This is a genomic window from Shewanella rhizosphaerae (assembly GCF_019457655.1).
Taxonomy (GTDB): Bacteria; Pseudomonadota; Gammaproteobacteria; order Enterobacterales; family Shewanellaceae; genus Shewanella; species Shewanella loihica.
On the sequence record NZ_CP080420.1, the window covers coordinates 3110655 to 3132604 of the forward strand.

Consider the following 21950-nt stretch of genomic DNA (forward strand, 5'->3'; position numbering starts at 1 on the left):
ATTCGCTCAAAGATGGGGTCACAATGAACCTCATCGACAAGAGTCAAACATAACGGCGCGCTTTATACCATAATATCGGCGCCAACACAAATTTTTAGCGCCTTGAGGCGCCCCAAATTCGACTACCGACACAACAGAGAAAGCTTAATGAGTATAGTGATAAAAACAGCCGAAGAGATCGAAAAAATGCGCGCGGCAGGCAAGCTGGCCGCCGAGGTATTAGAGATGATTGCCCCCCATGTTAAGGCCGGGGTAACCACAAACGAACTCAATGATATCTGTGCGAAATATACCGAAGAACAAGGCGCAATTTCGGCCCCGCTGGATTACCATGGCTTTCCTAAATCTATCTGTACTTCCATCAACGAAGTGATCTGCCACGGCATCCCAAGTGATCGCGCCCTGAAAGATGGCGACATCATCAATATTGACATCACAGTGATCAAAGATGGCTACCATGGCGACACCTCTAAGATGTTCCTTATCGGGGACGTCAGCGCCAAAGATAAGCGCCTATGCCGCGTGGCTCAGGAGAGCCTGTATGAGGCGATCAAGAAGGTGCGTCCAGGCATGAAACTGGGCGAGATCGGCACCATCATAGAGAAATATATCAAGAGCAAGAAAACCGGCCTGGAAAAATACAGTATCGTCACCGACTACTGTGGCCACGGCATCGGCGCCGGCTTCCACGAGGAACCACAGGTAATGCACTATAAGAACAATGACAAGACAGTACTGCGTCCTGGCATGTGTTTCACCATAGAGCCGATGATCAACGCAGGTCGTCACACCAGCGTACTGGACAAAGACGACAACTGGACGGTCACCACCTCTGACGGTAAAAACTCGGCTCAGTGGGAACACACTTTGCTGATCACCCCAACGGGTGTAGAGGTCCTTACCCTGCGCGAAGAAGAAAACTTCCCCCGCATCATCAACCACTAATCGCACACGCAGCTAAATTGTGGTTTACTCCCATAGCAGGCCATCCGGCCTGCTATGCTCGCTCTGAGGTTAAGAACTGCAATGAACACTGCGCTAACAGCTAAGAACGCCCTAAAACAACAAAATCAAGAACTCCTAGAACGTTTCAGCGCCGGCGAATCTGTAACCGCCCTGGTCAGCCAACGCTGCCGTTTCGTCGATGAACTCCTTATTGCCCAGTGGCAAGCCCATCAGCTCGATACCACGCCTGTGGCGCTAATCGCCGTCGGCGGCTATGGTCGGGGGGAGCTGCATCCCCAATCCGATGTGGATCTGCTGTTTCTTATCCAAGGTTCGCTCGAATCCAGCGACGAAGCTAAACTCAGCCAGTTTATCGCCTTCCTCTGGGATGCGGGCCTCGAGGTGGGTCACAGCGTCAGAACAATTGATGAGACCATAGCTCAGGGCAAGGCCGACATCACCATCGCCACCAACCTGCTGGAAGCCAGATTACTCTGCGGCCCCCAGGCGATGTTTAATACTCTGTATGACAAGGTGCGTGAGGGCGATTTCTGGCCCGCCAGCGACTTCTTTGTCGCCAAGCGCGATGAGCAGGTGGCGCGCCATGCCAAGGCCAGCGCCTTCGATCTCGAGCCCAACCTCAAATCCTGCCCGGGCGGCCTGAGAGACATTCAGACCATCACCTGGGTAGCGATGCGCTACTTCGACGCCAGCTGCGCCGAGGAGCTGGTCGCCCACGGCTTTCTGGAGCAGGATGAACTCGAGGAGCTGCTGGAGTGTCAGGGCTATCTCTGGCAGCTGCGCTTTGCCCTACACCTGATCTCGGGGCGCGACGAGAACCGCCTGCTGTTCGACCTGCAGCGTCAGGTGGCGGAGCTGCTCGGCTACAAGGACGAGACCCAACTTGCGGTCGAGCAGATGATGAAGCGCTACTATCGCACCGTGCGCCGAGTGATGGAGCTCAATCAGATGCTGCTGCAACTCTTCAAGCGCGCCACCCTGGGCCACACCAAGGAGCTGGAGATCCAGCCCATAGACGAGGATTACCAGCGCCGCGGCAGTTTTATCGAATCCCTGCAGGCAGATCTGTTCCATGACCCGGTAGAGATCATGCGCCTCTTCCTGCACACGGCGCGCAACTCTAACATCAAGGGGATCTACGCTCCCACCCTGCGCAGCCTAAGACGCGCCCGCCGCGCCCAGCAGACACCGCTGATGGACAACGAGGATTGCCGCAAGGTGTTCCTGGAGATCTTACGTCACCCAAGGGGCATAGCCTCTCTCTCCTTGATGCACCGTCACGGCATACTGTCGGCCTACCTGCCAGCTTGGCGCAACATCGAGGGGCAGATGCAGTTCGACCTCTTCCACGCCTACACGGTCGACGAGCATACTCACAGACTGCTGCTCAACATCGACAGATTCTCACAGACGGAGCAAAAGGATGAGTTCCCCTTAGGCTCCATACTGATCAATCAGCTGCCGAAGAAGGGGCTGCTGGTGCTTGCGGCCATCTTCCACGATATCGGCAAGGGACGCGGCGGCGATCACAGTAAACTCGGCGCTGTGGATGCCCAAGAGTTTTGCGATCTGCACGGCCTCAACAAGCATGATGGTCGCCTGGTGAGCTGGTTAGTGGAAAACCACCTGGTGATGTCGGTCACCGCCCAGCGCCGGGATATCTCGGATCCCGATGTGGTGGCCGAGTTTGCCGACAGGGTGCGCGACGCCGTGCATCTTAGCTACCTCTACTGCCTCACGGTCGCCGATATCTGCGCCACCAACGAGAAGACCTGGAACAACTGGAAGGGCTCGCTGCTGCGGGATCTCTACTTCTCCACCCAAAGGGTGCTTGCCCGGGGCAAGGAGAAGCCGGTGGATATTCGCGCCCGCGTGCGCGAGCATCAGGGCAAGGCGAAGAAGGAGCTACTGCGCCGCGGGATCAAGGAGAAGAGTCTTGATACCCTGTGGCAGCGATTCAAGGCCGACTATTTCCTGCGTCATCAGCCCAATCAGGTGGCCTGGCACGCCGAGGCGATACTCAAACACAAGCACGATGAGGCCTTGGTGTTGATCTCCAAGCACACCACCCGCGGCGGCACCGAGCTGTTTGTCTACAGTCAGGATAAGCCTAAGCTGTTTGCCACAGTGATGGCCGTACTGGATAACAAGAATATCAATGTCCATGACGCCAGCATCATGACCTCAAAAGATGGCTACGCACTGGATTCTTTTGTCATTTTAGAGCAAGATGGCAGCCCGGTGTCGCAGATCTCCCGCATCCAGGGGATCAAGAAGGCACTGGTGAAAGCCTTAAGCAATGACACGGCGAAATTGCCGAAATTTAAGAAGCTGCCGCGTAAGATGAAACCTTTCAGGGTACCGACCCAGGTAAGCTTCCTTCCGGCGCGCAAACAAGGCACCAGCATGATGGAGCTGATCGCCCTGGACAGCCCAGGATTATTGGCCAAGGTGGGTGACATCTTCTATCGTTGTGAGATCACCCTGTTAGCGGCGAAGATCACCACCATAGGCGAGCGCGCCGAAGATTTCTTTATGTTGCAGACACAAGATGGGCAGCAACTGAACGAGACACAACAAGAGGCGCTCAGTGAAGCACTGGTCAAGGCGCTCGATACGCAAAACCAAGTTTAATCAACAGACAAATTTATGATAATTGGGAGACGTTAATGGAGGCTTTACGCCAACGTATAGAAGCAGCTTTTGAAGCTCGCGCAGAAATCACCCCTACCACGGTCGAGCCGAGTGTTCGCGCCGACGTTGAGAAAGCCATCGCCATGCTAGACACAGGTGAAGCGCGCGTCGCCGAGAAGATCGACGGCCAATGGCATGTACACCAGTGGCTAAAGAAAGCCGTATTACTCTCTTTCCGCATCTTCGACAACCAGGTGATCGACGGCGCTGAAACCAAGTTCTTTGACAAAGTACCGATGAAATTTGCCGACTATGACGAGGCACGTTTCAAGCAGGAAGCGATCCGCGTAGTACCGCCTGCCGCGGTGCGTAAAGGCTCTTTTATCGGCAAGAACACCGTGCTCATGCCGTCTTACGTTAACCTCGGCGCCTATGTCGATGAAGGCACCATGGTTGATACCTGGGCGACCGTAGGTTCTTGCGCCCAGATTGGTAAGAACGTGCACCTCTCAGGCGGTGTCGGCATCGGCGGCGTGTTGGAGCCGCTACAGGCAGGCCCTACCATCATCGAAGACAACTGTTTCATCGGAGCGCGCTCGGAGATCGTCGAAGGCGTATTGGTCGAAGAAGGCAGTGTTATCTCTATGGGGGTATACATAGGCCAGAGCACCCGCATCTATGACCGTGAAACCGGCGAGATCCACTATGGCCGTGTGCCAGCGGGTTCGGTTGTCGTATCAGGCACCCTGCCCTCTCAGTGTGGCAAATATAACTTGTATGCCGCCATCATAGTGAAAAAGGTCGATGCCAAGACTCGCGGTAAGGTAGGTATCAACGAGTTGCTACGCATCGTCGATTAATTCCTATCGCACCCTAACCTTAAAAAGCCAGGTATTCACCTGGCTTTTTTACCCCTAAAGGGATATCCAGACATATTCTGTTACTCCCAGACATAGCCTGATCCACTCCTCACATACCGATACATTTCGCGACAAATAGCTAACAGCTTTTCGCCAAATAAAGGGCTTTACTCATAGTCGATCCCAACGGAAATATGCTAGGAGCACAAAATGAGAAAGTTACTAACGATTGCCGCCATCGCATTAGCCCCACTGGCTTTTTCTTCTCAAGCCGCCATGTCGCCTCAGATGGAAAAAACCTTAGTTGCCGTATGCAAAGCCGGCGCAAGCAACAGCATTATTGAATTTAACGGTACAATGAAAGAGTATCGCATCAACAAACAGCGCGTCTTCCCTCGCCTTGTCTGCAATGACCAGAGCTTCCATCAATTTGCTTTGAGCAACGGCGCCGATCGCACTGCCGCTAAGATTGAACGCTACAGCTTAGGTACTGTGACCATTAAAGATCTCGCCATGAACTATGGTGACGAAGAGATTTTAGCCGTTAACTTCTAAGGTAATAAGCTTTGGCAATAAGCTGACCAGCTGCTAAAAACCAATAAAAAAGAGCCTACAGGCTCTTTTTTATTAACTATAAATTATAGATTTGCTCGGCACTACAGACTAGAAGACCACAGTCTTGTTACCGTAGACGATCACCTCTTCCTGCAACACCAATTGCAACGCTTTACTCAGTACGCTCTTCTCCACATCCCGGCCACACTTGGCCAGCTCCTCGGCGCTGTAACTGTGATCCACAGGGATCACATCCTGTTTAATAATCGGCCCTTCATCCAAGCAGTTGTTTACAAAGTGGGCCGTGGCACCGATGATCTTCACCCCACGCTCCCACGCCTGACGATAGGGCGAGGCGCCGATGAAGGCTGGCAAAAACGAGTGATGAATATTGATGATACGGTTGGGATATTGCTCGACAAACTCTGGGGTCAGCACCCGCATAAACTTCGCCAGCACCAGGTAGTCAGGGTCATGTTGCGCAATCACGGCTAACATCGCCTGCTCATGCTCATGGCGCGTCTTACCCTCATGAGAGACACAATAGAAAGGCACCTCAAACTTATCGGCTAGCGGCTTGAGCGTGTCGTAATTACCGACGATAGCGGCGATCTCCACATCCAGGCCACCATAATAGGCCTTCATCAGGATATCCCCGAGGCAATGGGCCTCCTTGGTCACCATCACCACCACGCGCTTCTTGCCCTTGACCACCAGCTTACGATGACGCTGCTCAGGCAGTACCTCATCGATATCGGCCAGGAACTTTGCCTCGTCGAACACCCCCTCCAACTCGGTGCGCATGAAGAATCGCCCCTGAGCATTGTCGACAAATTCACTGTTCTTAACGATATTGAGCCCGTGGGCATAACAGACACCCGTGATCTTAGTGATAAGTCCTGGTGCGTCGGCACAATCTGTGATTAAAACTCTCTGTTGCATCTTCTCTACCTCTAAATGTCTAACCTTTCAATTTCACGATTTGTGCCTATCTAGATAGCGCTGCAATAAGCGCCTGATACTCTCCGCTTTCGTGCCATAAACCAACTGAACCCCGTTGCCAACCAATACCACGCCCTTGGCGCCGAGCTTGTTGAGCTGGGCCTTATCCACCAGCTCGGCATGTTTCACGCTGATACGCAGTCGCGTCAGGCAGGCGGTTAACTCATTGATATTATCTTGTCCGCCCAACGCGGTGATCATGGAGATCAGCCCGGCCCGCTGACCGCTGCCCGCCTCCATGCGTCCCGGGGTCTTGAGGTTAAACGCCAAGATGGCGCCGCGAAACACCAGATAATAGATAACCGCCGTGAGGGGGCCGAGGATCAAAAACCATTCTACATTTCTGGACTGTCCCAGCAATAGACTGAAATCGACTAAGCCATGGGAAAACACTACGCTATGGTGGATATCCAGCGAAATCGTCACCGCATAGGCAATCCCCGTCATCAAGGCATGCAGAATAAACAGCAGCGGGGCGACAAACATGAAGGCAAATTCGATGGGCTCGGTGACCCCGGTCAGCCAACAGGCGGTGGCCGCCGACAGCATGATCCCGGCGACTCGGTTGCGCTCGTGTTTATCGGCACAGCGCCAAATGGCCAGCGCGGCTGCGGGCAGGCCCCACATCTTTATTAGATAACCACCGGCCAGATTACCTGCCTGTGGGTCGCCAGCCAGATAGCGGGCCACTTCGCCTCTGACCCACTCATCGCCATTGAAATACTGCCCCATTTCCAGGTAGAAAGGGGCATTCCAGATATGATGTAACCCAAGTGGGATCAGCAAGCGCTCCACCATGCCATATACGGCAAAGGCTGAGGCGGGTTCCTGATAGACGGCCCAGTTTGAGATCTGCTCGATCCAACTAGACAACAAGGGCCACAGTAGCAGAAACAGGTAGGCCAGCAAGATGGCCATCGGCAGCATTAACAGCGGCGCCGAGCGGCGTCCCTCGAAGAAGGAAAACACCGCCGGCAGGCGTATACGCTCGCTGTGCTTGACCGCAAGACAGGTAAAGGCGCCTACCATCATGCCACCGGCAATGCCTGTGTCTATGGTGGCCTGCCCCAAGATCATCTCGGTCGGCAAATGATAGATCTTCGCCAGCGCCGACAGGCTAGAGAAGAAGACTCCATAGCCGAAAACCGCACTGAAGGCGGCTATCCCCTGATCTCGGCAGAAGCCTATGGCAATAGTGACCGCAAACAGCATGGGCATCATGGAGAAAACCAGGTTGCCCACGGTCCACATGAGTGTGGCGAGATCCGCCGAAATAAAAGGAATGGGGTTGGTCGCCAGGCCAATCATCACCCCCGCCGCGGGCAAGATGGCGATAGGCAGCAGCAGGGCCTGGCTCAGCCGCTGAGCAAACTTAAACCATTGACGACTGATCCGGCTCAGTCGGCCGCGTGGTCGTTGATGAGTTGGGTCCATTGGGTTAACCATGCTTTTGCTTCTACTTCCGGCTCCATCGTCTCACAGGCATCTATCTTAAGCAGTTCACCTATGCGCGTGCCGCCAAGTTCAGTTAACAACTCATCGAAACGTATACCGGCGAAACAGAAGGTCTCATAGCTCGAGTCCCCCAGCGCCACGACACCATATTCCAGTTTTGGCAGGTAAGGCGCCTCGCCTCTGAGGGTCTCAAACCAGGGGCTAATATCATCGGGCAGATCGCCCTGCCCCGTAGTGGAGGTAACCACCAGCAGCAACTCATCCTCGGGCGGAACGAAGCCGTTGAGGGTCTCAGGCGTCATCAGAGTGACCTGGATATCTTTGGCCAATAGCTCTTCTTGCAGGGTCTCGGCAACAAACTGTGCATTGCCATAGACAGTTCCATATACCAGATTCACTTTTCTCATGTTTTACTTAGCCCTTAGCGCATTAATTACTTATACTCTAAACATACTTTATTGAAAGCTTGATAGCTACACTAGGTTATTGAGTTTCAAGGATCAATTCGATGCGACACTCGAGCCGACAGAAACATCTAAAGCATGTTCACCGCAGCGCGCACATCAGGCGCATGTGTTATTTCAGAACCGTTCAGTCCCTCTCGCTCAACCCGCATCCCCCATCAGAAATTGACCTCCCCGAAGAGAAGCTATCGCCCCTAACAGTGATAAAATCGGCCTGTGCGCTGGTCAAGTAACCCTAAGGCACGAACTTCAAGTATCGAGTCACGGGCCTTAGGGGTTAGGCGGAATAAACTTCTCTAGGCGCTCACCTTTAGCCGTTAAGCCTCACAGATAAGTAGCGCTTCTTCACCACTCAGCTGCTGGTCATCCCAGCCGAGCAGCTCAAACAGCGACAGCCACTCGGCCTCTAGCTCTGTCTCCACCGCGATTCGCTCGCCGCTTCGTGGATGATTGAACTCGAGTTTCTTGGCAATCAGCCATAAACGATTGACGCCACTATGCTCGCGCATGAAACGGTTCTGCTTGCCGTCACCATGGGTGGTATCACCAATGATGGGATGACGCAGATGGGCCATATGCCGACGCAGCTGATGCTTGCGCCCTGTATGGGGAGTTAGCTGAACCAAGGCATAGCGACTGCTGGCATAGCGGCCAGAAGGATAAGGGATCTCACAATTGAGCAAGGGGTGATAACTGGTCTGCGCCTCCTGCGCCGCCTTGTTAGGGTCGACATTCTTATCACCCAGCTCGTCAAGCTCCTGCTTCAAAGGGTAGTCCAGCAGCCCAGGCTCGTGCATGTTCCCCCTGACTAGGGCAACATAATGCTTTTGCACCGACTTGCTGGCGAACTGCTCACACAACTGATTCGCCATCTCACTGCTCTTGGCAAACAGCAGCACACCCGAGGTCGGTCTGTCGAGACGATGGACGGGAAACACATGGCAGCCCACCAGATCCCGCGTCATCTGCATGGCGAAATATTTTTCCCGCCGCGCAAGGTAGCTGCGATGCACCAGCAGACCAGCGGGTTTGTGGATGGCGACAAGATCGTCATCTTCATAGAGGATCTCGATTGTCGGTGCCGCTTCGACGACAAGGCTGTCATCGTCGCCAGCTAGCCGCTCATTAAGGTTTTCCATGGTTTCAGGGTTAGTTAGATCCACTCAAATGCTCATCTAATTGATTAATAATGGTGATTAATACTCGCATCTCGGCCCTACCTTGCCACACATGCTCGGCCATGGGAGCCAAGGCAATCTGACTGGGCAGCGCGCCATTGACCGCGATGATCTCGCCCATCTTGGGCAGAAAGATAAACTGCAACCACTGCTCAAATGTCATCGACTCGCAGGCAAAGGGCGTCGGGTCCGCCATCGCCTCGGCAGAAGGCGGCTGGTCTTGCCACAAATGCAGTCGTTTCAATTCGGCTTCGATAAGCCCCAGCTGTTTTTCGGTATAGAGAGACACACTCACCTCAATGATAATGATCGCCGTGGCGCCTAAGCCTTTACATGAACCCGAGTCAGCACATGAGTCAGTACAAGAGCTTTAGCCTGCGAGCTATTTCGGCCGAAATTGTACCATCTCAGCGGACTTCTCCCTATAATAAGCGCCATTTAATCTGTTCCCTGTAAGTAAAACGGCATTCTAATGACTGAAATTACCACTCTTACTCAATTTCTCAGCACGGCTAACACCCAATTCCAAGTCTATGATCTCGGCCGCCGGGTACAGCATATTGACATGATGGCCTTCTCCCAGATTGAGGCGCTCCAGGCCCCTTATCCCTCGCCTATCCAAGGCCATGCCCAATTTGCCATCGTCTTCTGGGACGACTCCAACCAACACTTCATCTGGTTCCTTAAGCTCCCCTTGGATGAACGAGGCCTACTCTCACCTGCGCCGAGAACCCAGTTTATTCGTATGGTGATAGAGGCGCTGGGCAGCGATCCCACCCAGGCACTCTCACAAGATCAGCAAGACAAGCTCGCCAACCATCCTTTCGCCTTTAAACCGAGTGCGGAGAAACTTGCGCTGTTCAACGCCTTGGTACGTAAACAGCTGGGCCTACCCGCCTCGGCGCAATATGAATTTGCCTATCAATACCTATCGGGGCAAGTTTCACCTGAGCGTTGGCAAGATGTGGGGTTACAGGGATTAGCGGATATCTGCGTGCGCGCCGCGGCGCTCGACCACAATGAGCAGCTGCTTAACGCCTTTGAACACAGCGCAGACGAAGTCAAGATAGCCCTGTGCCAACAGCTGGAGCACATCACACTCGAGGCGCCTTTAGCCGAGCGGCTGTTAAGCGCGTTTTATCAGGCTAGTCCCGAACAGCGACTCTACTATCTGCGCGCCCTAGCCTCGGCGCCAGCCCTTGCACAGCAAGCGATACAGTATCTGGATGAGCAAGATGCGCTGGATGACAACGCCTTGATCACCATTGCGGGCCGAAATTGGACTGCGTTAAAAGACGATCAGACTCGCAAGATCTATCTCGAGGCCTTAGCAAAACAACCCCAGGGCTTCTTTAACCAGATCTTTGCTGATATTGTGGCAATTCCAGCGATACGAACTCAACTATTGATGGCATTAAGAGACAGCGAGCGTAGCCAAACCCTCGCCAATGCCATAGGTGGACTCTTTAGGGTGACCAAAGCATGATGACAGATTTTTTAATGATCGCCGCGCTGGTGATCATTGCCGCCTTCTTCTGGCAATTACGCCAGATGGCGGAGCTGAGCCGGGTATTTGCCAGCAGTGAATGCAAGAAACAGCGAGTGCAGCTCCTGGCTATCGCCATGGAATCGGCTCGGCCCAGCGTGGGGGGCACTAGCGGACTGACCTGGAAAGCCAAGTTCTTGATGGAGTTCAGCACCGACGGTATCAATCAGTATCGCGCCCATATCTGGATGCATGGTAAGAAGATAGAGAAGATTCAGTGGCCTATCTTTCCCGAACCCGAATGGTTGCAAGCCCCAGAGGCACGAGGTTCGGTCGGCGGCAGCTGTGGCAGTCGCGGCGGTTGCAACTCAGGCGGCTGCAAGTAAGGCATCAAGCACGCATCGACGGCTGCCTCGCATTCCAATGCTTACTAACATTAATGGTCAGCTGGCGGCCATGCATAATACCAATCGTAGTAAATAACTGATCATGCTAGCTTGTTAAAACGTCCAATAACGGTGTTATCATTTTTGATTGTAGAATAACTACTTATCAAAAAATGCTGCCTTATTCTCGAACGTTTTTCCCGCGCTATTTCTGATCACTTACTTACTGTGATTGGTATAAATCCAGGCGCCTGCTATTACCAACAGAGTTCCTGTTCTAAAACCCAGATAAAGAAAAAGCGCGGCTCAATTAAGAGTCGCGCCTTCTATCTTTTTCGCTAAGCAATCCAGCTATTATAGTGCTCCCTGCTCCATCCTTGCGAATTTATGCTCCTTGCATCTTCCTTGGTCCATCTATTCCTTGTACCTTTTAGCACTTCCATACTAAGGTACCGTCCCTGAGCTTGGTCATCCATTTACCAAGTTTGCTTAATCCCTAAGCATGTCCAATCTCTTCCTTGGGATTCCTTTCCTACACTCCTTGTCATCTACCATCCTAGGCAGATATCCATCATCCGTGAGTGTTTGGCCTTCCCTAGTTGTCGACTCTTCCGTGAGTTGCCATCCATGTACCATCCTTGCCATCATCATCCTGATGATGTGTAGGTCATCCTGACCCTTCCTTGCGCATTCATCCTTGAACACTGTTAATTCTAGCGTCCCTGTCACCCAATAATAGGGATGGAAAAAATTCTGCTTAAGAAGTCACATTATTGCCATCTTACAATTTAGCAGTAAGCGTATGAATTTAATGAAAAATGAGTACAGATACAGATATAGACAGCATGTTATCAGCTTTATCTCGCACATCAATGTAAGAGATGTCTCACATGGCGGCGGGCACTTTCTGTGAGCTAAGGCCAACTCCAGCAAAACCTTTTACTCAATGCCCCCAGCTCTCTGGATTTCCTAGCTAAAAAGAGGGGCTAAAAAATCGAGCAGAAAAAGAAAAGGCGCACTTTATAGTGCGCCTTTCTATACTCTTGTGTTAGCCATCCTGCTATCGCCGTGCTCCCTGCATCATCCTGATCACATCGGCGTCCTGCCATCTCCAATTCCTGAGACATCCTGTCTTATTCTTCCCTGGGTGGTCGACTCATTCAACCACGCTCCCACATCCTATGGGCTCCAACGCATCCTGCCATTATCCTTTTATGCTTACTCTTACCTGTTCCCTGGTAAGCAATTCCTTGATAAACATCCTTGGTTACACTCACAATCCCTTGAGTGGCAATCCTTTTAGCAATAGTCCATTTTGCTGAAGTCCATTTCGCGATAATCCCTATCGCCTATCGTCCTAAAGCATCCTGCTCTCATCCATGATGTTAAGATTCTCGCTTCCTCGACAATCTTGCTATCCTTGGCTTTCCTTCGCCGTCCGTATTGCTTAAGTAAGCTCCTTAACTTGAGTTCAGTATACTTACCGCTGCGCCAGAATGTACGCCATCAGAAACAATTGTGAATCGCTTAAATTTTAGACACAGACAAATATACAGTTAACTTATTGAACATTAATGAGATTCAAATATCCGCAGGCGAAAACAGGGGTGATTTCAGGAGAAAGACTCACATGTTTGTAAGCGATCTCTCACAAGCGACCTAGCAAATTGTGAGTCGCCTCATCCTCAACTAAGTTTATTCACCGCTGCGCTAGTACAATCATATTCACCGGCTCGTTCAATGTTCGTGGGTCAAAGGCTCAATAAGCCACTTCCTAGCCGATGCTAAAAGGCTAATGATTGACGAGTCTGTTATTAGCTAAACGAGCGCTATTAGATGAAGGCTTAATAGCTGAGAAGCTATTAGATGAAGGCTTAATAGCTGAGAAGCTATTAGATGAAGACTTAGTTAGAGGGAAATTTTAGCTAAGGACTAATCAGATGATTATCGACTAGGCCCACATTAACCTACCATTAGTGACCTGGCCATTAATGACCTTGCTATTAATGACCAGACGCTAAATATTCAGCCTTAATGCCCAGTCTCATAATGTCCAGGCGCTCAATATCCAAATTATTCGCGACTGGCCTTTATCGACGGCCGGTTAGCCACTGAGCCAACATAACCCAGTCGGCAAAGAAGCTGTATAAGGGGTACTCGAAGGTTGCGGGCCGGTTTCGCTCAAACACGAAATGCCCTATCCAGGCCGCGCCATAACCCAGAACAGGCAGCAACCAGAGTAGCCAATACTTGGCTAGCAGTATGGCCACCACCAGGAGCGCGATTACTGACAGGCTACCCACATAGTGCAAGGCGCGGCATCTGGGATCCCTATGTTGCGACAGGTAGAAGGGATAGAAGTCTTTGAAGCTGGCGTAGCGCTTACTCAATCTCAGGGCTTCGATAGAAAAGCAGCTCGCCCGGCACGCCGCCTATGACCAGACGTTCGATGGGCGCAAAATCCATGGAGGAAAACAGGTGGGCATGATCATCCTGGGTCACGTAAACCCCAACCCCTTCGAGCTCTGGTTGCTCGTCACACCAGCTCATCACCGCCTGGATCAAACGTCTACCTAACCCCTTATGCTGCTCGATCGGTGTGACTGCAATGAACTGCAATATGCCGCATTGAGTGCTGGGTAGATGCTCTAAAATCGAAGATTCTTTCTTCATCAGCGCCTGGGTCGACTGCCAACCGGCGCTCAGCAACATCTTGAGGCGCCAATGCCAGTATCTAGCCTCCCCCAATGGCACCTGCTGGGTCACGATACAGGCTAAGCCAATCAGGCGTTCCTCCTCAAACAGGCCGATCAATGCCTGCTCCTCTTGCCACAGGGTGTGCAACTCCTCACGAATGGCACCGCGTAGCTTCTGCTCATATTGCGCCTTGTCTCCCTTATGCAGGGCAGCAATAAAGAAGGGGTCATCATGGTAGGCGTTATAGAGAATCGAGGCGGCGACGCGTAGGTCTTCGGCGGTTAAATAGACAGCTTTATAGGTTTCGTTAACAGGTGGGGTAGCTGTTGTCATCATTGCTGTTATTCCTTGATCCAGATCAACATGGTCCAATGTAACAAGCTTGTAAAAAAGTGCAAACTTTAATCGATTCGAAACTTTATCAATTTATCGCATACTAAATAGAAGCACCTCATCACCAACAAGCGAGGGATAAGATGGACATCACACAACCGGATCTAGCCACCCTATTTGACCAACTCGGCCTGCCGAGTGAACCCGATGCCGTTGAGGCTTTCATCAAGCAGCATTCCATCGCCGCGGAGATCCATATCGCCGAGGCCCCCTTTTGGACCCAGGCCCAGAGGCATTTTTTAGCCGAAGCCTTAGCAGAAGATGCCATGTGGACAGAGGTGATCGACCATCTCGACGCTCAGCTTCGCACTTAGATAGCGAGGCTTAAACATCCTCTTATGACTCGGGTATCAGGGACTAAAGAATAGGCTTAAAAGTTAGGCTTCGAAAAGTCTCACTAGTGGATGGCTTATACAGAAAAGGCAAGCCGAACTGGCTTGCCTTTTTACTAAAGATTATCCCATTACATGTTGTGGTAGGCCTTCTCACCCCAGCCCACGACGCGATTATCTGTGATCACGATAGGCGTACATTCATCCTTGGTGGTGGTGCCATCTTCGCGTGTACGCTGGGTACGATAGTAGAGCACGTTGATCGTCTTATCTTGCTTGGTATAGGCCTCGTTAAAATCGGCGGTGCCCATAAGTGTCATCACCTGATCGCGCGTCATCCCCAAGGACAACTTAGACAGGTTCACACGATTCTGCTCCTGCACGCGCTCCCAAGAATTGCCCGTGCTCCAGCCCTTGTCGCCTTCACCCACATTCAATACACACCCAGATAGCACTAAACTGGTAGCGCCGAAGACCAATGCTGTTATTAATTTTGTTTTCACTTTCACGTCCTGTTTATCTATTATAACTGGATTCAGGTAAAGCAAAGCTTATGCCAAACAGATATATCTATAATTTTCAAAATCTTGAAGTAAACCCAAGGATCAAGAATATGTCTGTCAGGCTAAAAAGTAAGGAATTTCACCAATCATGAGTCCACTCGAACAGGTGCTGGTCGCCGCACGTAAATTGAGTCTGGCGGGTAAGCCTCCCAGCCTGGCATTGATCAAGGCTAGCCTTGGCAACTCGCTGCCCATGCCTATCCTGGTTCAAGGATTACAACGCTTTAAATCTATGTCAGCCGATGAGCAGGCGGCGATAGTGGTAACCACAAGCGCGCCAGCAGCAAATGTCCAAAGCGACGACGCTACGCCGACGCTGGCCCAGCTCGCCGAGCAGGTTGCCAGGCTCACAGCCAATCAACAGGCCTTGGTTGAGCGTATCAGCGAACTCGAAGCCAAATTAAGCAACAAGGACCCCCGCTGATGCACGTGGTGGAACTCAGATTCGAGTGTTTTGACAACACCACTATCACGGCCGCCGAACGCGCGATTAATGGTCTGTTGGAAGCCTACCGGGCCAATGGCCAGGTACTAGGCCGTGAATTTGCCGTGGCCTTCAATGAAGGGGAGTTCAGGGTGCGCCTGCTGCTGCCAGAAAAGAGCAGCCTGGCCAAACGATTCAACAGCCCCTGGGCCAATTACGCGCTCGAGGAGCTCACCCAGGCTAAGCTGCTGCATCCAAGGGAAAAATATATCGGCCAGGATATCAACTCTGAAGTCAGCAGCACAGAGACCCCCAGCTGGCAACTGCTCTACACCAGCTATGTACACATGTGCTCGCCGCTACGAAACGGCGATACCCTGCAACCCATTCCCCTGTATCAGATCCCTGCAACCTTCAACGGCGATCACAAACGGGTGATCAAGTGGCAAACCGAATGGCAGGCCTGCGATGAGCTGCAGATGGCGGCGGCCACCAAGGCGGAGTTCGCCGCCTTAGATGAATTGAGCCAGTGTTACAGCGACCTGTTTCGCCGAGGCTGGGATCTGCGTGGACGCATCGAATACCTCACCAAGATCCCCACCTACTACTATCTCTACCGCGTGGGCGGCGAGAGCCTGGCCGCCGAGCAGCAAAGGCCCTGTCCACGCTGCGGCAACACCCACTGGCTATTGGAAACCCCTTTGCTGGATCTTTTCCACTTCAGGTGCGACAACTGCCGCATCGTCTCCAACATCTCCTGGGATCACCTCTAATGGCGGTTCGCGCTCACTCGATTCTCGCGAGCTAATTATCTTTTAACACGCCGACTATCTGCTTGAGCGTAGGTGCCGCCACATGGTCTTGAGTCGCTGCCAAATCCCGGGATGATCCGTCTCGGGCATAGGCGCTTCGACCGGCTTTTGTGGCGGGCAGACTCGCGGGCGAAGAGAGGCGATAAAATCCTCCAAACTAGCGGCCAATTGCCTATGGGGCTGCTCGCCGGGGATCTCTATCCAGACGCTGCCGGTCTCGTTCTCCACCACCAACATCTCATCCCCCTCCCCAAGCACACCGATAAACCAGGTCGCAGGCTGTTTCAGCTTCTGCTTCATCATCAGATGGCCGATTAGGTTTTGCTGCAGATATTCGAAATCTTGTTGGTTCCAGGGCTGCAACAACTCACCCTCACCAAAGTCTGAGTCAAACATCAACGGCGCCGCAAAGTAACGCCCGTAGAAGGCCTGTATGCTTGGATGCAGTGTGATTGAGAGGGCATGCTCTATGTTATCGAACTGTCCCTGGCTGTCGCGTTTTACCGCCTGCCACTGCACCGAACGCTCGGGCGATGCATCGACCTTCTCCTGATCACACTCCAGCACGCAGGGAGAGGTCTCCCCGAGCGGGTAATAACGGGGCGATTCCCCCAGTTTATCGCTATAGGCTTGATGATAAAGCGTAAAAAATTGATCCAGTGCAGGCAAAGAAGACACTTAGCAGTTACCCGAATTTTAAGTATAATGTGCGCCTATTTTGACATGGAAAAACGATTGATGACACAGGTTCATGACCCTTATCGCGACGCCCCCGCGTTGTCCAAACTGACCTTAGGTAAATCGACCGGCTATCAAGCCCAATACGATGCCTCCCTGCTACAAGGCGTACCACGCCAGCTCAATCGGGATGCCATCGCCTTAGGTGATACCCTGCCCTTCCATGGCGCCGACATCTGGACCGGCTATGAACTCTCCTGGTTAAACGCCAAAGGCAAGCCCATGGTGGCCATCGCCGAGTTTATCCTCGACTTCAACAGCGACAATCTGATCGAGTCCAAGTCTTTCAAGCTCTATCTCAACAGCTTCAACCAGACCCGTTTCGACTCCATCGAGCAGGTTCAGCAGACCCTGGCTAAAGATCTGTCGGCCTGCGCCGGCGGTGAGGTAGTGGTCAAGATCATCGAGCCAAAGCAATTCGCCCATCAGCGCGTCGTGGAACTGCCTGGCACCTGCATCGACGATCTGGATATCGAGATCGACAGCTATGAATTCTCTAGCGATTATCTTATCGATAGTACGGATGACAAGAGCGTGGTGGCCGAGACACTCACCTCTAACCTGTTGAAGTCTAACTGCCTGATCACCTCTCAGCCCGACTGGGGCAGCGTGATGATCCGTTACCAGGGCCCTAAGATAGATCGCGAAAAATTGCTGCGCTACCTGATCTCCTTCAGGCAACACAATGAGTTTCATGAGCAGTGTGTCGAGCGTATCTTCGTCGACCTCAAGCGCCTGTGTCACTGCGCCAAGCTGACCGTCTACGCCCGCTACACCCGCCGCGGCGGCTTAGACATCAACCCCTATCGCAGCGACTTCGAAAATCCACCCGAAAACCATCGACTGGCACGCCAGTGATCTGTTGAATGAGTAAATAAGCCCGCACTAAGCGGGCTTTTTGTTATAGAGCCCCGATGAAGTAATAAAAGCGCTACACTCACCTCACGTGCCACCTCATCTCACTTCATCTCACTTCAATGCATGCAAAAAATATTATTTAGCACACCTTAAAAATACCACTTTAGAGATACCTCTAATTTAGTATAACCTCATGATCTTTATCACAATTATTGACACAAAAAATCAATCACTGTGCAACATTGTTTTAGATCAACAAACCGATCCTTTTGCAGCCCTATAACAGCTCCTGAGCAATGACCAAACAAAAGGATCACAATTAATGAAACTTCACGCCCTCAGCCTCGCCGTGCTTGCCAGCTTGTCCGCCTCTTCTGCCCTTGCGACAGAGAGCGTCGATCCCCTCAAGAAAGCCTTTATCGACGATTCTCAAGTCAAAGTGCAGTTCCGCCTACGCTATGAAGATGTGGACCTGGCCGATGTCGACCAGCAAAATCAAACCACGCTGCGTACCCGCCTGACTTATCAAACCGGCGACATCTACAAGCTATTTGCCCTGGCTGAAGTGGACGACGTGCGCTCTACCGACGATGAGCCACTGATTGCCGACTATGAATATACACAAATCAATCAGGCCTTTATCGGTTACCGTGGCCCGGCCAATACCTTAGCCCAATACGGTCGTCAGCGCATCCTGCTCGACAACCAACGTTTCGTCGGTGGTGTTGGCTTCCGTCAAAATGAACAAACCTATGATGCCTTCTCGGTGAAGAACACAGCAGTAGAAGGGCTGACGGCTTACTACGCCTATGTGAATAACGTTAATCGTATCTTCCCGGAAGGTTCTGGCAAGGATGAGCACAAGAACAAGACCCACCTGGTTAACGTTAACTACAAAGGGTTAGACTTCGTTAAGCTCAGCGGTTACGCCTATCTTATCGACAACGTCAATGTGGCCGCCTTCTCCACAGATACCTATGGTCTGCGCGCCACTGGCGATATCAAGCTGGAAAAACTCAAGTTCAACTACGAGGCGGAGTACGCCCAGCAGTCTGAAGGCGGCGACAACCCTGTCAGCTACTCTGCGCCTTACTATAAGCTGGGGGCCGGCGTAAACTTCGATGCCTTCGGCGCGAAAGTGGGCTACGAGGTGTTGGGTTCTGACGATGGCAAGGCGGGCTTTATCACGCCACTGGCCACACTACACGCCTTTAACGGCTGGACAGATAAGTTCCTCTTCGGCGGCAAGGGTAACTGGGAAAACGGTATCGTAGATACACACCTGATAGTGACCGCAAAGGTTGCAGGCTTGAAACTGTTGGCCAAGTACCACAAGTTTGATTCAGACTACGGTGATGTGGACATGGGTAAGGAATGGGGCGTCTCAGCCACCTATCCTTTCGCCAAACACTACAGCCTAGGAGTGAAATACGCCAGCTTCAGCGGCGCCGATGCTGGATATGCCTTCTCTAACGACACAGACAAACTCTGGTTGACCTTCCAGGCAAACTACTAAGCCTTTTCCTATCGCCCGAGACGGGCGATAGGCGCCAATACTCCCTGAGTAACAACAGCTTTTGCGGGAAAACCATAGGTGACACGCCTTGGTCTTCCCGCTTTTTTTAGCGGTAAATATCCTGTTAGCTTTTGGGCTAAATTGAAATCTTTATTGGATGAAATCTGTATTGAGTGAAATCTGTAGCTCGGGTAAGGCTTTTCACTTAGACAACAAGGCCTGTGCACTCACCATCTCACAGCGTAAATCTAGCGGATCTGTCGATGATAGGCTCAGCGCGAAGCGATACTCATCATCCAATTGCCACAGCATACTCTGCCAGCCCGCAGCCGGTTGCGCCTGTTGTGGGTCATTGCCTAAATCCGTTTGCTGAGAATCTTCTTTGACGATAAACAGGCGCGCCGCCTGCTCGAGCCTGGCTTGTCTGGTATCTAGCCCCTTAAAATTTAGCGCCTGATGCTCTGTCTCACTCAACTCGAAAAAGAAAGATTTGAGCGAGAGTGCCAGCCCAAGCCCCTTGGCCTTGATGTAGGACTCCTTCAACGCCCAAAGATCGAAGAAGCGCTCTCGCTGACGCGCGCTCGGCAGCGCCAGCAGGGCCTCTCGCTCCTGGCGGGTAAAGTAATGATTCAGGATGGCATGAATGTTGGTGTTCTGCCTCAGCCGCTCGATATCGACCCCGAGTTCCAGCCGCGGCGATTTAGCGATAGCCAGCAACATATAGTCGCCACTGTGGCTCAGGTTAAACACCAGCTGGCTGCGCACAAAAAAAGCTTTGCTGAGAATGGGCTTACCCTTATCCAGGTAATCGAAGCGCCACTCACCTGGGGCGATAGCGCCATCTATGTCGGCATTTAATTGGCTTTGGTTTAACGGGCTTTGGTTTAACGAACTTTGGTTTAACTGGGTATGAGCTTTTGACAGCAGCGCGCGCAGATAGCTCCTGACCAGGAGCCCCTTCTCCCTCGCCGGCGCCATTCGATAGCGGGCAACTTTCTGCTGCTCATCCATAGGTAAGGTATCGAGCATATGCGCTTGCAGCTCGCTGCTAAGTCCCGGCAGGTTCAAGGGGCACAGATAAAGATGTAGTGGGATAGCGTCGCCAGCGGCCATGTTCAACTCGATTAATTTCCTGCGCTTAATGTCCAGCAGAGGAGGAAAAAAGATAAGAGGCCCAAGCCTAGCATCTCAGGCTTTGGAGTACCACACATGCCTTTAAAGCTGAGCCTTTCAAGCGGCGCCGTTCAAAAGGAATCGTTCAAAAGCAGTCGTTCAAGCAAGGCCTTAAGCATAGGATTAGACAAACCAACTAAAAGCTCCACTTAAGCTGCAGGTAGCCCAAGGTGGAAGCCGACTGGCCGAACAGGCTGGCGCTCGAACCGTCGAAGCGCTGCGCGATCAGGCTAAGTTGCCAGTCATCCGCCAGCGAATACTGGTAGGTTAAGCCGACAAAAAAGGAGTCATCATCATAGTAGCTGGCGTTGGCACTGAGACGACTGAGCGGCGTCAGATCAAAACCCAGATCCAGATAATAGGTCCAGGTGGTGAAGCTCAAGGTACGGGCTGAGAGCGGCAGATTCAGGTAGAGCAAGGCACTGTCGACACTCAGGGGCGAAGAGATATAAAGGGCGGCGCCGAGCACGCGCCAGTTGGCATCACTGGCGAAGCTGTAATCCATCTCCAGGGTCGCTACAGTACTGGCCTCAAGTACCTGTGTCGCGCTTGCGAGCGACTGCGTAGTCCTAGGCTCGGCATCGACAGGCGCCACGTATGACGTATTTATAGGATCGAAATGGGTCAGCTCGCCACGCAGCCCCGCGCCCCAAATATCGCCGGCAAATCCGCCACCAAACACCCTGTCGTCACGGGTCTTGCCGAGTATCAGCTGCCAATCCCAGCCCAAGTCATCGCCGAAGTCATAGCCAAAAAAGTTATGCCCAAGATAGCGCCCGGCGTACTGACGATTCTTGCGGCCAATCGATACATCATTTATTGCGCTATCCGCCTCCTGGCTATAGACAAACTCCAGCTGGCTGGCGTAGCCCAACTGGCGGCTAAGCTTTAGGGCATCGACCCCGCGGCGCTCGGCATAGTCGACATCATAGATAGAGTAGGCATTGAAGATATCATTGGGATTCCAAAGCGTACTCATGGCCCAGTTAACCCTAAAGCGCCCGGCGACCAGCTCCCAGTTGTCAGCAAACTGCCAACTTAAATAAGCGCGATCTAACTGGCTGTTGCCGATCCAGCCGTCGCTATCTAGCCAGTTGGCCGACAGATCCCAGTAGCCGGGATCCCAGGCCAGCAGCTCGCCATAGCCCGGCAGCCTGCCGCTGTCCCCCACCATGAGGCGATTGCGCAGGCCGACATTCACCCTGAGCGACTGCCAGCGATACTCGGCGTCGATACGATTATGCAGCAGGCTGTCCCAAAGCTGCTCGCCCTCGGCTGGGTCAACGACAGAGCCGAGATAACTCACATAGCCCTTTACCTGCCAGGGCTGCTCTGGCGTAACGCCAGGAATGGGCGCCGCCTGTGAGCCACGACTTGACAAGGCACCAAGACTCAACACAGCCGCCCAAAGGCAGAGGCTGGCAGCCAGCATTGGCCTTAACCCTAGCTTTAGCATAA

The 21950-nt window shown here is 52.4% G+C and carries 22 protein-coding genes; 11 read left to right on the plus strand and 11 right to left on the minus strand.

The window, feature by feature from the left end; all coding sequences use genetic code 11:
• Positions 1–102: 102 nt before the first annotated feature.
• The 4 genes from map to K0I63_RS13655 all read left to right on the plus strand — a co-directional run bounded on the left by map (position 103) and on the right by K0I63_RS13655 (position 5015).
• A complete protein-coding gene (gene map / locus K0I63_RS13640; protein ID WP_223294717.1) occupies positions 103–945 on the plus strand; it encodes a type I methionyl aminopeptidase in 843 nt (280 codons plus the stop codon).
• An 81-nt stretch (positions 946–1026) separates the two neighbouring features.
• On the plus strand, positions 1027–3600 hold the full coding sequence (glnD, locus tag K0I63_RS13645) for a bifunctional uridylyltransferase/uridylyl-removing protein GlnD (protein WP_220078742.1): 2574 nt from the start codon (positions 1027–1029) through the stop codon (positions 3598–3600).
• Between the two features lie 35 nt (positions 3601–3635).
• Complete coding sequence (dapD, locus tag K0I63_RS13650) at positions 3636–4460, plus strand: 2,3,4,5-tetrahydropyridine-2,6-dicarboxylate N-succinyltransferase (RefSeq protein WP_220081391.1); 825 nt, start codon at positions 3636–3638, stop codon at positions 4458–4460.
• A gap of 210 nt (positions 4461–4670) precedes the next feature.
• Entirely contained in the window at positions 4671–5015 is a 345-nt protein-coding gene (locus tag K0I63_RS13655) for a DUF3718 domain-containing protein (protein WP_011866436.1), read from the plus strand.
• Between the two features lie 108 nt (positions 5016–5123).
• On the opposite strand, the gene purU is transcribed toward K0I63_RS13655, so the two are convergent.
• From purU to K0I63_RS13680, 5 genes are all read right to left on the minus strand, one after another.
• Entirely contained in the window at positions 5124–5957 is an 834-nt protein-coding gene (gene purU, locus K0I63_RS13660) for a formyltetrahydrofolate deformylase (RefSeq protein WP_220081392.1), read from the minus strand.
• A gap of 33 nt (positions 5958–5990) precedes the next feature.
• A complete protein-coding gene (locus K0I63_RS13665) occupies positions 5991–7463 on the minus strand; it encodes a PTS transporter subunit EIIC (protein WP_220071908.1) in 1473 nt (490 codons plus the stop codon).
• Positions 7415–7879, minus strand: coding sequence for a flavodoxin (locus tag K0I63_RS13670; protein ID WP_011866439.1), 465 nt, complete (start codon positions 7877–7879; stop codon positions 7415–7417). The genes K0I63_RS13665 and K0I63_RS13670 overlap by 49 nt, the downstream gene beginning before the upstream one ends.
• A gap of 374 nt (positions 7880–8253) precedes the next feature.
• Entirely contained in the window at positions 8254–9075 is an 822-nt protein-coding gene (gene truC, locus K0I63_RS13675; RefSeq protein WP_220083451.1) for a tRNA pseudouridine(65) synthase TruC, read from the minus strand.
• Positions 9076–9085: 10 nt separating this feature from the next.
• Positions 9086–9403, minus strand: coding sequence for a YqcC family protein (locus K0I63_RS13680; protein ID WP_220078745.1), 318 nt, complete (start codon positions 9401–9403; stop codon positions 9086–9088).
• 183 nt (positions 9404–9586) lie between these two features.
• Between K0I63_RS13680 and K0I63_RS13685 the strand changes: the two genes are divergently transcribed.
• Together K0I63_RS13685 and K0I63_RS13690 are read left to right on the plus strand one after the other, a co-directional pair.
• Positions 9587–10600, plus strand: coding sequence for a DUF3549 family protein (locus K0I63_RS13685; RefSeq protein ID WP_220081393.1), 1014 nt, complete (start codon positions 9587–9589; stop codon positions 10598–10600).
• Entirely contained in the window at positions 10597–10986 is a 390-nt protein-coding gene (locus K0I63_RS13690; RefSeq protein WP_220071911.1) for a DUF3301 domain-containing protein, read from the plus strand. The genes K0I63_RS13685 and K0I63_RS13690 overlap by 4 nt, the downstream gene beginning before the upstream one ends.
• 2090 nt (positions 10987–13076) lie before the next feature.
• On the opposite strand, the gene K0I63_RS13695 is transcribed toward K0I63_RS13690, so the two are convergent.
• Together K0I63_RS13695 and K0I63_RS13700 are read right to left on the minus strand one after the other, a co-directional pair.
• Positions 13077–13376: an Mpo1-like protein gene (locus K0I63_RS13695; RefSeq protein WP_220081394.1), complete on the minus strand. Its 300-nt coding sequence runs from the start codon at positions 13374–13376 to the stop codon at positions 13077–13079.
• Positions 13369–14019: a GNAT family N-acetyltransferase gene (locus K0I63_RS13700; RefSeq protein WP_011866445.1), complete on the minus strand. Its 651-nt coding sequence runs from the start codon at positions 14017–14019 to the stop codon at positions 13369–13371. The genes K0I63_RS13695 and K0I63_RS13700 overlap by 8 nt, the downstream gene beginning before the upstream one ends.
• A gap of 140 nt (positions 14020–14159) precedes the next feature.
• Here K0I63_RS13700 and K0I63_RS13705 point away from each other — a divergent pair, with 140 nt between their 5' ends.
• Positions 14160–14390, plus strand: a complete 231-nt coding sequence (locus K0I63_RS13705; RefSeq protein ID WP_011866446.1) for a DUF2789 domain-containing protein — start codon at positions 14160–14162, stop codon at positions 14388–14390.
• A 149-nt stretch (positions 14391–14539) separates the two neighbouring features.
• Here the strand turns inward: K0I63_RS13705 and K0I63_RS13710 are convergent, their stop codons facing one another.
• A complete protein-coding gene (locus K0I63_RS13710; RefSeq protein WP_144200280.1) occupies positions 14540–14911 on the minus strand; it encodes a DUF3192 domain-containing protein in 372 nt (123 codons plus the stop codon).
• Between the two features lie 148 nt (positions 14912–15059).
• Between K0I63_RS13710 and K0I63_RS13715 the strand changes: the two genes are divergently transcribed.
• Positions 15060–15395, plus strand: coding sequence for a hypothetical protein (locus tag K0I63_RS13715; protein ID WP_220081395.1), 336 nt, complete (start codon positions 15060–15062; stop codon positions 15393–15395).
• Positions 15395–16168, plus strand: a complete 774-nt coding sequence (locus K0I63_RS13720) for a Zn-ribbon-containing protein (protein ID WP_220081396.1) — start codon at positions 15395–15397, stop codon at positions 16166–16168. Before K0I63_RS13715 ends, K0I63_RS13720 begins: the two co-directional genes overlap by 1 nt.
• Before the next feature lie 54 nt (positions 16169–16222).
• Here the strand turns inward: K0I63_RS13720 and syd are convergent, their stop codons facing one another.
• Positions 16223–16885 (minus strand): SecY-interacting protein, encoded by a 663-nt coding sequence (syd, locus tag K0I63_RS13725; protein WP_220081397.1) that lies wholly within the window; start codon positions 16883–16885, stop codon positions 16223–16225.
• 60 nt (positions 16886–16945) lie between these two features.
• Here syd and queF point away from each other — a divergent pair, with 60 nt between their 5' ends.
• Both queF and K0I63_RS13735 read left to right on the plus strand, forming a co-directional pair.
• Positions 16946–17803: an NADPH-dependent 7-cyano-7-deazaguanine reductase QueF gene (queF, locus tag K0I63_RS13730; RefSeq protein WP_190272390.1), complete on the plus strand. Its 858-nt coding sequence runs from the start codon at positions 16946–16948 to the stop codon at positions 17801–17803.
• 322 nt (positions 17804–18125) lie between these two features.
• Positions 18126–19319, plus strand: coding sequence for an alginate export family protein (locus K0I63_RS13735; RefSeq protein ID WP_220081398.1), 1194 nt, complete (start codon positions 18126–18128; stop codon positions 19317–19319).
• Between the two features lie 201 nt (positions 19320–19520).
• Here the strand turns inward: K0I63_RS13735 and K0I63_RS20045 are convergent, their stop codons facing one another.
• A complete protein-coding gene (locus tag K0I63_RS20045; protein WP_286670306.1) occupies positions 19521–20432 on the minus strand; it encodes a 4'-phosphopantetheinyl transferase family protein in 912 nt (303 codons plus the stop codon).
• Between the two features lie 196 nt (positions 20433–20628).
• Entirely contained in the window at positions 20629–21924 is a 1296-nt protein-coding gene (locus K0I63_RS13745; protein ID WP_220081399.1) for a hypothetical protein, read from the minus strand.
• Positions 21925–21950: the final 26 nt, after the last annotated feature.